This is a genomic window from Kitasatospora sp. NPDC059722 (assembly GCF_042733235.1).
Lineage (GTDB): Bacteria > Actinomycetota > Actinomycetes > Streptomycetales > Streptomycetaceae > Kitasatospora.
This window is the reverse complement of record NZ_JBHWGD010000100.1, coordinates 1-12,700: the sequence shown is the minus strand read 5'-3', so window position 1 is coordinate 12,700 and position 12,700 is coordinate 1. Positions and strand designations below refer to the sequence as shown.

General features: G+C 74.4%; 10 protein-coding genes. 3 read left to right on the top strand and 7 right to left on the bottom strand.

Annotated features, from left to right (window positions below; all coding sequences use genetic code 11):
• Positions 1-156 precede the first annotated feature (156 nt).
• The 3 genes from pruA to ACFV4F_RS36590 form a co-directional block, all read right to left on the bottom strand.
• Positions 157-1,785 (bottom strand): L-glutamate gamma-semialdehyde dehydrogenase, encoded by a 1,629-nt coding sequence (pruA, locus tag ACFV4F_RS36600; RefSeq protein WP_380447201.1) that lies wholly within the window; start codon positions 1,783-1,785, stop codon positions 157-159.
• Positions 1,786-2,087: 302 nt separating this feature from the next.
• Positions 2,088-3,311, bottom strand: coding sequence for an FAD-dependent oxidoreductase (locus ACFV4F_RS36595; protein WP_380509280.1), 1,224 nt, complete (start codon positions 3,309-3,311; stop codon positions 2,088-2,090).
• Entirely contained in the window at positions 3,308-3,904 is a 597-nt protein-coding gene (locus tag ACFV4F_RS36590; RefSeq protein ID WP_380499286.1) for a PadR family transcriptional regulator, read from the bottom strand. Before ACFV4F_RS36590 ends, ACFV4F_RS36595 begins: the two co-directional genes overlap by 4 nt.
• Before the next feature lie 145 nt (positions 3,905-4,049).
• On the opposite strand from ACFV4F_RS36590, the gene ACFV4F_RS36585 reads away from it, so the two are divergent.
• Positions 4,050-5,651, top strand: a complete 1,602-nt coding sequence (locus ACFV4F_RS36585) for a PucR family transcriptional regulator (protein WP_380509277.1) — start codon at positions 4,050-4,052, stop codon at positions 5,649-5,651.
• 12 nt (positions 5,652-5,663) lie between these two features.
• Here the strand turns inward: ACFV4F_RS36585 and ACFV4F_RS36580 are convergent, their stop codons facing one another.
• Entirely contained in the window at positions 5,664-6,839 is a 1,176-nt protein-coding gene (locus tag ACFV4F_RS36580) for a hypothetical protein (protein ID WP_380447209.1), read from the bottom strand.
• Between the two features lie 156 nt (positions 6,840-6,995).
• Between ACFV4F_RS36580 and ACFV4F_RS36575 the strand changes: the two genes are divergently transcribed.
• Positions 6,996-7,439 (top strand): VOC family protein, encoded by a 444-nt coding sequence (locus tag ACFV4F_RS36575; RefSeq protein WP_380447211.1) that lies wholly within the window; start codon positions 6,996-6,998, stop codon positions 7,437-7,439.
• Positions 7,440-7,503: 64 nt separating this feature from the next.
• Here ACFV4F_RS36575 and ACFV4F_RS36570 read toward each other — a convergent pair whose 3' ends face one another.
• Positions 7,504-9,135 (bottom strand): hypothetical protein, encoded by a 1,632-nt coding sequence (locus tag ACFV4F_RS36570; protein ID WP_380509274.1) that lies wholly within the window; start codon positions 9,133-9,135, stop codon positions 7,504-7,506.
• A 345-nt stretch (positions 9,136-9,480) separates the two neighbouring features.
• Between ACFV4F_RS36570 and ACFV4F_RS36565 the strand changes: the two genes are divergently transcribed.
• Positions 9,481-10,815, top strand: coding sequence for an MFS transporter (locus tag ACFV4F_RS36565; RefSeq protein WP_380509271.1), 1,335 nt, complete (start codon positions 9,481-9,483; stop codon positions 10,813-10,815).
• A 74-nt stretch (positions 10,816-10,889) separates the two neighbouring features.
• Here the strand turns inward: ACFV4F_RS36565 and ACFV4F_RS36560 are convergent, their stop codons facing one another.
• Together ACFV4F_RS36560 and ACFV4F_RS36555 are read right to left on the bottom strand one after the other, a co-directional pair.
• Positions 10,890-11,630, bottom strand: coding sequence for a BTAD domain-containing putative transcriptional regulator (locus ACFV4F_RS36560; protein ID WP_380509268.1), 741 nt, complete (start codon positions 11,628-11,630; stop codon positions 10,890-10,892).
• 72 nt (positions 11,631-11,702) lie between these two features.
• Positions 11,703-12,356, bottom strand: a complete 654-nt coding sequence (locus ACFV4F_RS36555; protein ID WP_380509266.1) for a hypothetical protein — start codon at positions 12,354-12,356, stop codon at positions 11,703-11,705.
• Positions 12,357-12,700 lie beyond the last annotated feature (344 nt).

Below are 12,700 nucleotides of genomic sequence, written 5' to 3'. Positions count from 1 at the left end.
GGGTGTATAATGGGGGCGCAACTCGGGGGGGGGGGGGGGGGGGGGGGGGGGCCCCCCCCCCCCCGGGCGGGGCGGCGCCCGGTTGCGGGACCGGGCGTCGCGGGTGACCGATGGCTACGCGATGTCCACGTGGAGCCGGAGGGTCGAGGGGGCCGGTCAGCCCATGTGCGGGTAGCGGTAGTCCGTCGGCGGGACGAAGGTCTCCTTGACCGACCGGGTCGAGGTCCACCGCGCGAGGTTCTGCTTGGCGCCGGCCTTGTCGTTGGTGCCGGAGGCCCGGCCGCCGCCGAAGGGCTGCTGGCCGACGACGGCGCCGGTCGGCTTGTCGTTGATGTAGAAGTTGCCGGCCGCGAAGCGCAGCTTCTCCATCGCGTGCTCGACGGCCGCGCGGTCCTGGGAGATGATCGAGCCGGTCAGGCCGTAGGCCGAGACGGACTCCATCTGCGCCAGCATCTCGTCGTACTTCTCGTCCTCGTAGACGTGGACGGCGAGGACGGGGCCGAAGTACTCGTCGCGGAAGTACTCCGAGGCCGGGTCCTGGCACACGAGCACGGTCGGGCGGACGAAGTAGCCGACCGAGTCGTCGTAGGTGCCGCCGGCGAGGACCTCGACCCGCGGGTCGGCCTGGGCGCGGTCGATGGCGGCCTTGTTCTTGGCGAAGGCGCGCTCGTCGATGACGGCGGACATGAAGTTGCCCAGGTCGCTGACGTCGCCCATGGTCAGGCCGTCGACCTCGGCGGCGAACTCGTCCTTCAGGCCGGCCCACAGCGAGGCGGGGACGTAGGCGCGGGAGAGCGCCGAGCACTTCTGGCCCTGGAACTCGAAGGCGCCGCGGGTCATCGCGGTCTTCAGCACGGCCGGGTCGGCGGACGGGTGGGCGACGAGGAAGTCCTTGCCGCCGGTCTCGCCGACGATCCGCGGGTAGGTGCGGTACTGCGAGATGTTGTTGCCGACCTCGCGCCACAGGTGCTGGAAGGTGGCGGTGGAGCCGGTGAAGTGGATGCCGGCGAGCGCCGGGTGCTTGAGCGCGACGGCGGAGACGTCGAGGCCGTCGCCGGTCACCATGTTGATGACGCCCTTGGGCAGGCCGGCCGCCTCCAGCAGCTGCATGAGCAGGTGCGCGGAGAACTGCTGGGTCGGGGACGGCTTCCAGAGCACCACGTTGCCCATCAGCGCGGGCGCGGTCGGCAGGTTGCCGGCGATCGCGGTGAAGTTGAACGGGGTGATCGCGTAGACGAAGCCCTCCAGCGGGCGGTGGTCGCTGCGGTTCCACACGCCGTCCGAGGAGACCGGCTGCTCGGCCATGATCTGGCGGGCGAAGTGCACGTTGAAGCGCAGGAAGTCGACCAGCTCGCAGGGGGTGTCGATCTCGGCCTGCTGCGCGGTCTTGGACTGGCCGAGCATGGTGGCGGCGGCCAGGGTCTCGCGCCAGGGGCCGGCCAGCAGGTCGGCGGCGCGGAGGAAGATCGCGGCGCGGGAGTCGAAGGAGAGCGCCTGCCAGGCCGGGGCGGCGGCCAGGGCAGCGTCGATGGCGTCCTGCGCGTCGGCCTGGGTGGCGTTGCGCAGGGTGCCGAGCCGAGCCGCGTGGTTGTGCGGCTGGACGACGTGGATCTCGGCGCCGCCGCCCATGCGGCGCTCACCGTTGATCGTCATGGTCAGCTGGACCGGCTCCTGGCCGCCCAGCTCCTTCAGCTTGGCCTCCAGGCGGGCCCGTTCGGGGCTGCCGGGGGCGTAGCTGTGGACCGGCTCGTTCACCGGCGCGGGGACCTGGGTCACAGCGTCCATGAGTTCTCCTGTGATTATCGGATTCAGCGATACCGCATGTCACCATGCTGATACGCTCTGTCACGTTCCGCTTGCGGGATCGGACAGGGCTTGTCCGTCGCAAGGCCGCGTGGCCAAGCGAGAAGCCCCGGCGTATGCCACGGGCGGAGTCACGAGGCGCACGCTCTCCTTTCGAGGAGCAGTCGCTGCGACCGCCGGCACGGACCGGCCAGCGTTGGATAACGCTATTTCAGCCGCCCGGCCATGCAATTGGCCGGGCGGCTAAAGTCGCCCGGACGGAGTTGTCCGAGCGAACGAAAGCGTCACGCCCCGACAGCCACCCGCCGCTCCCAGTCGATCCGGTACCCGTGCACCGGGCGGAGCATCTTCTCCGGGCTCATGAACGTCCGCATGACGATCGGCGCGAGCAGCCGGAACATCACCCGTGCGACCGGACCGGAGGACTTCTGGCTGTTGGTGCGGGCGGCGTCGGCGGCGATCTTCTCGACCCGCGGCCGGCGCATCGCCTCGTAGGCGGCGAACGCGGCGGTGTGGTCGGGCAGGTCCCGCAGGCAGCGGGCGAGTTCGACGGCGCTCTCGACGGCGAGCGAGACGCCCTGGCCGGAGCTGTTGGACGGCGCGTGCACCGAGTCGCCGACCAGGACCATCCGGCCGCGGCGCCAGTGCGGGACGGACGGCATGATCTCCAGCCGCGGGAAGACCTCCATGGTGTCGGCGTCGGCCACCGCGAGGACGTCCCGGGCGGGCACGTCGCCGGAGTGCAGGTCGCGCAGCCGGCGCAGCCACTCGTCGTTGCTCACGGCGCGGACCTGTTCGTAGGTCAGCTGCTCGGGCTGCGGGACGTTGCTGAACCACGCCGTCCCGGCGCCCTCGGGCAGTCCCCAGTAGCCGAAGAAGGCGCGGGCGCCGTTGGCGAAGTGCACGGTCTCGCCGCGTCCGGCCCGGCCGGGCAGGCGGTACGGGCTGTAGCCGCCGATGCCGAGCAGCCCGGTGTACCGGGCGCCGGGCGCGGCCGGGTCGATCAGGGTGCGGACGGTGGAGCGGGTGCCGTCGGCGCCGATCAGCAGGTCGCCGGTGGCGGTGGTGCCGTCGGCGAAGCGGGCGGTGATGCCGTCGGCGCCCTCCTCGACGCCGACGAGCCGTTTGCCGTACCGGACGTCGATGCCGGCCTCGCCGAGCCGCCGCTGCAGCACCTCGTACAGTTCGGCGCGGCGCATCAGCCGCCCGCGCGGCAGGTCGGGCAGGCCGGCGAACTCGGCGAGCGTGCCGCCCCTGCCGTCCTCGATGACCATCGGGCCGACCGGCTGGCCGAGCCGGCCGGCCTCCGCCTCCAGCCCGACGGCCGCGAGGGCGCCGAGCCCGTTGGGGGCGATCATGAACGTCCCGCCGATGCCCTCGGCGGAGCTCTCGTAGGCCTCGAACACGAGCGGCTCGATGCCGGCCCTGCGCAGCGCCAGCGCCATCACGGGCCCGGCGATGCCGCCGCCGATGATCAGGGCCTTGCGGGTCGTACCGTTGGTGCTCATTCCAGGCTCCTCATGAATTCCTGCAGGGTCCGGTTGAAGTCCGGCTCCCCGAGCTGTGCGATGAGGTTCTCGGTGAAGCGCCGCTCGGCTTCCAGCAGCGCGAGCGCGTAGTCGTCCTCGACCACGAACATCGGGTGGACGCCCATCTCCGCCGCCTTGCGCAGTTGGGCGCGCTCGGCGTCGATCCGGGCGTCCAGGGTCGCCAGCCGCCGGCCGAGCAGTTCGGCCGCCTCGGAGGGCGGCACCACCACGAGCAGGCACAGGGCCACCCCGAAGGACGGGTACTCCTCCTGCGGTTCGGCGATCCACTCGCGCATCCAGCTGTCGAGCTCCGCCTTCCCCTCGGGCGTGAGGGCGTAGACGGTGCGTTCCGGCCGCTGGGTGTCGCGGACGGTCTCCTGTTCGGCGACGAACCCCGCCTTCCGCAGCTGCTCCACGACCATGTACAGCGAGCTGCGGTTGTACTTGATGTTGCGGTCCTTGCCGTGCTCCTTGAGCCGGCGCCCCATCTCGTACGGGTGCATCGGCTCGGCCGTGAGCTCGGCCAGGACCGCGAGGGCCAGCGGGTTCGACACCTTGCGTCGCTTCGCCATGAGATCTTCCTCATCTCTTGGTCAGTACTGACTATCCATTCTCAGATAGTCAGAGTCAACTATTCAGGATTGACGAACCTCAACTCTGTCCGCCCGGCTAAAATCAACCACACGGCCTTGTCCGAGTGGATGAAGGAGGCCTGAAGTGGCAACCCCCGGCCTCCCGCTCCGCCAGCTCCTGATGTCCCTCGGCGAGCCCCTGGTCGAGCTCCAGGCCGCCCCGCTGGGCCTGGACGTGCCCGTCCGCGACGTCGCGATCCTCGACCCCGAGGACCCGCCGACCGCGGCCCCCGGCGAACTCGTCCTCGCGATCGGCGCCCGCGGCCGCGCCGCCCTCCCCGCCCTGCGCGCCGCCGGCCGGGCCGGCGCGGCGGCCGTCGCCGTCAAGCTCGACGCCCCCGGCCAGGCGGACGCCCTGCGCGAGGCCGCCACCGACGCCGGCGTCGCCCTGCTCTCGGTGCGCCGCGAGACCCGCTGGGAGCACCTGGACTCGCTGGCCCGCGCGATCATCGCCGGTCCGGACGCCCCCGACACCGCCGGCGCCCCCGAGCACAACGCGGGCGACCTCTTCTCCCTCGCCCAGACCGTCGCCGTGCTCACCAGCGGCATCGTCTCGATCGAGGACACGTCCAGCCGGGTGCTCGCCTACTCCCGCTCCTCCGACTCCGACGAGGTCGACGACCTCCGCCGGCTCTCCATCCTCGGCTGGCAGGGCCCCGAGCCGTACCTCTCCAAGCTCCGCGAGTGGGGCATCTTCCAGCACCTGCGCACCTCGGACGCCCCGATCGCGGTCGAGCCGCACCCCGAACTCGGCCTGCGCCGCCGCCTCGCGGTCGGCATCCGGGCCGGGGCGCAGCCGCTCGGCACCATCTGGGTGCAGGAGGGCGCGCAGCCGCTGGCCCCGCTGGCCGAGCAGGCCCTGGTCGGTGCCGCCCGGGTCGCCGCCGCCCAGCTGGTGCGCCGCCGCCGGGAGCTGTCCGCCGACGTGCGGCTCACGCAGACGCTGCTCACCGGCCTGCTGGAGGGCTCCACCGGCCCGCAGTCGCTCGCCACCCACCTGGGCCTGGACCTGCGCCGCCCGGCCACCGTCCTCGCGTACGGCGCCCGCACCACCGAGGCGCTGCACCGCGCCGACATCACCGGCCTGATCTCGGTGCACACCGCCGCCCGGCACCGCGGCGCGCTGCTCGCCCCGATCGAGTCCCGGGTGTACGTGCTGCTGCCCGAACTCCCGCCGGGCCTGCCGATGACGACCGTCCGGGACTGGGCCTCCGAGGTGGTCGAGGCGGCCAGGGAACACCTCGGCGTGCCGCTGCGGGCCGCGATCGGCTCGACCGTGGACGGCCTCGCGCAGGTGCCGGACTCCCGGGCCCAGGCGGACCGGATCCTCGACGCGATGGGCCGCGGCGGGGTGGACCTCGACGTGGCCGCGCTGATCGACGTCCAGGCCGAGGTGCTGGTGAGCGAGATGCTCGCGCTGCTCCAGGAGCGCGGCGGCCTGCGCGACCCGAGGCTGACCGCGCTCACCGCCTACGACCGGCGGCACGGCACCCGGCTCGCCGAGTCCGTGCTGGCCTGGCTGGACGCGCTCGGCGAGGTCCGGGTGGCCGCCGACGCCCTGCACATCCACCCCAACACCCTGCGCTACCGGGTGCGCCGCGCCGAGCAGTTGACCGGCATCGACCTCGCCCAGCCGCAGCAGCGCCTGCTGGCGATGCTGCAACTGCGGCTGCCCGCCGACGAATAGGGCCACCGGACTCTAGGTGGCGCGCGTCCGCCACTGCTCCCAGGCCGACAGCCACAACTGCTCGGCCAGCTCCTGCGCCTCCCAGCCCTCGGGCCCGCCGCCCGAGCGGTCCCGCCACAGCTGCGCCCACGCCCGCTGCGCCGGCAGGCTCGCCACCTCACTCGCGAACACCGTGTACCGGACGACCTCCTCGACGGCCGCCGCGCCCTCCGGCGTCCCGATCACCCAGTGCGTCTGGCCGGCCAGCCGCTCCAGGTGGTTGACCATCGACGTCACGGCCGCCAGCGCCTCCTCCCGGGTCTCCGAGGCGAGCCGCATCTGCTGGCGCACCGCCGCCTCCCAGCGCACCGCGCACGCCTCCCCGCGCAGCCCGCGCGGCAGCCGCGGCGGCCGCCCGGCCCGCACCTGCGCCTCGATCGCCGCGGACTCGGCGATGGTCTGCCCGATCAGCGCCCGGTGCGCCTCCAGCCCGTGCACCGGCGGCAGTTCGCGCTCCTCGACCGGCACCCGCTCGGAGTGCCGGGACGACAGCTCGCGCAGCAGCTCGCTGCGCCCGCGCAGGTACCGCTCGACGTCGCCGATCCGGCCGAGTTCCAGCCCGCCGGGCGCCACTCCGCGCCCGCACACCGTGACGGTGAGCCCGTCGATCCGCAGCCGCCCGGCCCACACCGGCCCGGGCCCGCCGTCCTCCGGCGTCCCCGGCCAGAGCACCGGCCGGTCCTCGTGCACCTCGACCGCGCACGGCTCGCCGTCCACCGTGATCCACTCGCGCAGCGCCCGGACCCGCCCGGGCCCGTCGCCCTCGTCGATCCCGAGGTGGTCGTAGACCCGGTCCCGCTCGTCCTCGACGACGTCCTCCAGCTCGGGCAGGACGAGGCAGCGCTCGGCGCCCGGCCGGTAGGTGCGGACGGTGACGTACGGCCCCGCCGTCGAGCTCCAGTCGCCCGACTGCACCTCGACCCAGTCCAGCCGGCCGCCGTTGGTCTCGAACGCGCCGAGCGCGTCGCCCGCCCGGTCGAGCCCGGCCGCGACGCCGTACACGGGGAAGTCCGCGGCGGCCAGGGTCCGGCGGGTGAACTCCTCCACCCGGGCGAGCCGGTCCGCCCGCTCGCGCGCGTCCGGGGCGTGCCATCCGGCGTCCGGTGTCCCGCGCCGCTCCTGGGGCCTGCCGCCGCTCTCCCGCATCACCTGTGCCGCACCCCCGAGTCCTCGCGCCCGCACCGCCCCCGCCACCTTACGTGCCGGGGACCTGCCGGGTCATCAGCTCCCGCGCCCCGCAGGGACCGTCGGACGGCGGCCGTGTCAGGACGCGCGGTTGTCAGCCGCCCTCCCTAACCTGGCCGCATGACAGCACAGAGCACATTCCCCGCCCGGATCAGCATCGTCACCCTCGGCGTCACGGACCTCGGCCGCAGCGCCGCCTTCTACGAGGCCCTCGGCTGGCGGCGCTCCTCCGCCTCCAGCCCGGAGATCGTCTGGTTCCGCACCGCCGACTCGGTGCTCGGGCTGTTCCCGGGCGACGAGCTGGCCGCCGACGCGGGCGTGCCCGGCGGCGGCGAGCCGTCCTTCCGCGGCGTCACCCTCGCGGTGAACCTGGAGTCCCCCGCGCTGGTGGACGCCGCCCTGGAGACGGCCATCGCCGCCGGCGCCACCGTGGTGAAGCCGCCGGCCACGACCGGCTGGGGCGGCTACTCCGGCTACTTCGAGGACCCGGACGGCCACCTGTGGGAGCTGGCGCACAACCCGTTCTTCCCCTTCACGGAGGACGGCTCGCTCGACCTGCCCTGACTCGACCTGCCCTGACTCGACCTGCGCTGACTGGACCTGCGCTGACTCGACCTGCCCTGAGGCGCTAGCTCTTCGAGCGCGCCTTGAAGGCCGCCTTGCGCGCCTCCTTGGCCACCGCGCGGTCGGTGTGCAGCTCGCCGATCGCCTCCAGGACGTCCGCCGTGTACGCGTGGTCGACCCGCCACAGCTCGCCGAAGTAGCTCCCCGGATCGCCGGTGACGGGCAGGTCGGCGATCAGTTCGCGCAGCGGTTCGGCGTCGCCGCCGCTGTCGAGCAGCTGGGCGGCGAAGGTGTCGACCACCGTCCACAGCGCCATCGTCCGGTCCGGCGCAGGCACGTCCGACGCGCCGAGCGCGGTCAGCCAGGCCCGCGCGGCACCACCCAGCTCCGGGTCGTCCAGCACCTCCCGGACGGCCGGCTCGGCGGGCGCCCCGAGCACGTTCAGCGCCGAGACGCCGAGCATCCGGCGCATCGGCCCGTACGCGTCCCCGCCGCGCGCCGCCGCCAGCAGCTCGCGCGCCGCCGCCACCGGCTCCCGGCCGTCGAGCCAGACCCGCAGCTCCTCCTCCGGCAGGACGTTGGGGGACTCGCACACGCCGCGCAGCAGCTCGGCCGCGTCGCCCTGGGCGAGGTCGCCGACCAGCGGCGCGTCGTAGCCGTCCTCCAGCAGCCACTGGCGGATGCCGTACTGGCCGAGCGGGGTCAGCCGGACCAGGCCGAACCGCGCCGACTCCTCCTCGTCCAGCGGGGCCTCGCCGACGACGGGGGCGCCCTCCTCGCCGGTGGCCTCCTCCTCGTCGAACAGCTCGGGGTCGATCGGGCGGTAGTCCAGCAGGCCCAGCTCGGCGAGGTCGCCCAGCATCGGGTCCAGCGCGACCATCACGTCGGTGATGTCGCCGAGCAGCTCCTCGCTCGGCTCCTCGCCCTCCGGCACCACCAGCAGCGCGGCGAGCACGCCCAGCGGCACGGTCTCGTTGCCCGGCTCGGCGAAGGCGGTGGTCTCGTACAGCACCTGGAGCGCCTCGTCGAGCAGCTCGGCCGCGGCGTCGCGGGCCTCCTCGACCTCGGAGAGCGCGTCCTCGTCCTCCTCGTCGCCGTCCTCGCCCGCCGCGGCGTGCTCCCCGTCCTCCTCGGGCATCGAGTCGGCCTCCACGGCCAGCTCGCGGACGATCCCGGCGGCCGTCAGCCACAGTTCCAGGACGGTGTCCGGGTCGCCCTCCTCCGCCGGCTCCAGGTCCGGACCCGGCACGGCGACGTGCTCGCCGTCGGCGGTCGTCCCGATCTCCACCAGGTCCAGGTCGCAGGCCAGCGACCAGGCCCGCATGGCCTCGATCTCGGCCTCCTCCGGCACCTCGCCCGCGGCCGGGGCCAGGCCGAGCAGCCGCGCCGCCGGGGCGCGGTCCTCTACGACCAGGTCCCCGAACTCGTCCACGCCGCGGTGCGGGGCGGCCCAGCGGGCCAGCGCCAGCGCGTACCCGAACATGGGGACGGCCTTCGCCTGTTCGGCCAGCTCCCGCTCGGCGGGCAGCTTCACCGGCGGGACCAGGACGGCTGCGTCGTCCAGGTCCTCGTCGTCCAGTCCGTGAGCGGCGAACGCCCCGTAGAGGTCCTGGAGCTCCAGGTCGGCGGGCAGAACCGCCTCGGCCGTGCCCTCTCCCGCCGAGGCCCCTGCGTTCTTCCGACGTCGTCCGGCCATCGCCTCGCGTTCTCCCTCAGCCAGCGGCCGCGCATCAGCTCCGCGTACCGATCCTCTACCTCAGCGTATAGGCCGGGCACCCCCGATGCCCGGCCCCGAGGGGCGCGCGCCGCGACCGTGCGCCCACCCCTTATCCTTCGCTATTGGCGCCGCGCACAACCCCGCGCGGGCCACCGGGCAACGAAGCCCTCACCCTCCTCGCCCGTCAACGGGCGGGACGGGACCTGCCACACCCATCCGCTCCATCAGGGAGCCCGCACCGCGGCCACCACCACAGCGCCTCAGGACGGGCGCGCCGGCACACCCAGCCGCCCCGGTGGGGCCAAGCCACAGGAGACCCCTGAGATGGCGGACCTCTCCCCCGCCGGCCCCGGCCTGCGCACCGCGCAGTTCGACGGACGCCGACTGTCGGAGGCCCTGCTTCCCCTGGAGCTCGCGCCACGCGCCCAGCTCCAGCTCTCCGCGATCAGCCGCTGGAACGCGCTGCGCGGAGTCCGCGTCGGCCTCGTCTCGGCCGGCCTGCTGTTCATGCTCATCGGTGCCAACCTGGCGACGCCGATCTACCCGATGATCCAGCAGCGCCTCGGCCTGACCACCCTCGACACCACGATCCTCTTCACGATCTACATCTTCGCGCTGGTCCCGGTCCTCGCCGTGGTCGGCCACTGGTCCGACCTGCTCGGCCGCCGCGCCCTGATCCTGCCGGCCGTCGCGCTCGCCGCCGCGGGCGACGTGGTCTTCGCCACCGCCGGGAGCTTCTGGCAGCTCGCCCTCGGCCGGGCCGTCCAGGGCATCGCCGTCGGCCTGTCCACCGGCGCCGCCGGGGCCGCCCTCGGCGATCTGCTGCCGGACCACCCGACGCTCGCCGCCAAGCTCACCCTGGCCTGCTCGGCGGGCGGTGTCGCGCTCGGCCCGGTGGTCGGCGCCCTGCTGGCCGACGGCTCGGACCCGCTGCTGACGCCGTTCCTCCTGCACGCCATCGCGCTCGGTGCCCTCTGCATACCCCTGGCCGTCGTGCACCCCCGGATGCCCGGCCGCAACCGCCCGCCGGCCTCGCCGCCGCGCATCACCACCCCGGCCCACCTGCGCCCGCGCAAGCCCGCCCTGCCGATCGCCGGCCGCCGCGAGTTCCTGTTCGCCGCGACCGCCGGCTTCATCTCGTACGCGGTGTTCGGCGTCTACCTCAGCCTGGCGCCGTCCTTCGCGGCCAAGCTGCTGCACACCCCCTCCCACCTGGTCGGCGCCGTCGTCGCGGCCCTGCTGCTGGGCTCCTCCGCGGCCGCCCAGCTGCTCGTCCCGCCGACCTCCGACCGCCTGGTCATCGCCCTCGGCATGACCGGCCTGGCCACCGGCCTCGGCCTGGTCGTCGCGGCCGGGTACAGCGGCACCCCCGCCCTGCTCTTCATCGGCAGCGTCCTCGGCGGCGCCTGCCAGGGCGTGGCGTTCCGCTCACTGTTCACCAGCGCCGTCGCCGCGATGGACCCGGAACGCCGCGGCTCCGAACTGTCCTCCCTGTGGATCATCGTCTACCTGGGCAGCTCGCTCCCGATCGTCATCGTCGGCGCCCTCGTCCAGGCCTACGGCCTCCTCCCCGCCGTGAGCGGCTTCGCCACCGTGGCCGCCCTCCTCTGCACGGCCCTCGCCGTGGCAGTGGCCCGCAAGCCCAAGCAGACGGCCTGACCGGCAGCGCACGAAGCCGAATGCCGCCGCCCGGAAGCCCCGGACGGCGGCATTCGTCGTTCCCTCGCCCCCGGCTACCCCGACTCGGCGACCAGGCGCCACAGGCGGGACGGGGCGGGGAGGCCGAGTTCGGTGCGCAGGCGGCGTTCGTAGCGTTCGACGTCCTGCAGGGCGTCGCCGGGGTTGCCCTCGGCGAGGTGGGCGCGGATCAGGCACGCCTGGCTGCTCTCGCGCAGCGGGTCCGCCCGGACGGCGGCGCCGGCCGCGGCCACCGCCTCCGGGAAGCGGCTGGTCCCGACGAAGGCGCAGGCCAGGGCCTCCAGGGCGTGCACCCGCAGGCGCCGCCAGCCGTCCGCCTCCAGCAGCGTCCAGTCCTCGTACCAACCCGGCAGCAGGTCGGCCGAGAGGTCCTCGACGGCCGCCAGCCCGAGGCCGTCCCGGCCCGGCGCCGAACCGGGGGCGAGGATCCGGCGGGCCAGCGCCCGGGCGTCGCGCAGGTCCACGCCGACGCCGTCGGCCAGCCTCAGCTCGGTCGGGCCGATCTCCAGCGCCGACCGGCCCGCCGCCGGCAGGCGGGACAGCGCCGAGCGCAGGCTCGCGAGCGCGCAGCGCTCCGGGGCGTCCGGCCACAGCGTCCCGGCGACCAGCCCGCGCGGCACGTTCCCGTTGCAGCACAGGGCGACGAAGGCGAGTAATCGCTCCGCCCCCGCAGAGACGGCCACCGGCACGCCGCCGGCCGAGAGGGCGAAGCCGCCCAGCAGGCCGAGCCGCACGCCCGCGCCCCGAACCGGCGGGCCCCGATCGCCGCAGGCCATCGAACCACCATCTCTTCGCGTACGGATGGACCTCCTCATCCATGCTGCGCCGCACGCCGTGGGCTGTCGACCTCAGTCGAAGTTGACGCAGTACCCGACCGGGATCGAGGCCGTGACCCGCCCCGAGGTCAGGTCGATCGCCCGCGCGGTGGCGTTCTTCGTCCCGCAGTTGAACGGATGGCCGGTGAACAGGCCGAAGCTGCCGCCCGCGAACCCGGCGTTCCGGACCGCCGTCACGGTCTGCGACCACTGCACGGTGCCGGTGGAGTTCAGGACGATCTGCACCCGCACCCCGCCGTTGACGTTGAAGTGGTCACCACCGAACTCCAGTTGGCCGTTGGTGTCGTCGGCCCAGATCCGCACCGCCAGCCGCCGGTCGTCGGCCTGGCCGTTGTCGAACCGCGTCTGCGACCGCGTCTGCGGCGTCACGCAGACGGTGTCGCCGACCCAGGCCTCGCGCCAGACGAAGCCCTGGACGCAGAAGCCGTCCGGCAGGGTCCGGAAGGGCACCTGGCTGTTGTCGAACGCCGCCTGGGAGCGGATGTCCGGGGTCACGCAGACGTGGTCCCCCGGCCTGGCGTCGCGCCAGACGAAGCCCTGGCGGCAGGTGTCCGGGCCGAAGTCCTGGGCGTGCACCGAGGACGCCCCCAGCGCGGCGCCGCCGAGGGCCATGACCGCGGCCATCGCCGTGGTCACCCCGGTTCGCAGGATCCGTCGAGTGCTCATCGTCCGCACCTCCTCGAAGAACCTGCGCCCAGCCTGCGCCGCCCCCCGTCACAGCGGTGTGACGGCCGGGAACGCCCTCCTCGGGGTGAACCCCCGCGCGCCATCTGCTCCGCTGAGCAGGGCTACCACCGTTCCCCACCATCCACCCCCCACCCGCCTCCCGGCGGGTGCCCGCCCCCGGCCCGCGCGGCGCTGGGCGACCAGGTCGAGGGCAAGGATGCGCGCGTAGGCGGACGTGGGGGGGGGGGGGGGGGGGCGCGCGCGGCGGGGGGGGGGGGGGCGGGGGGCGGGGGGGCGGGGGGGGGTTCGGGGGCGCGCGGCCCCGCCCGCCCCCCCGCGCCCCC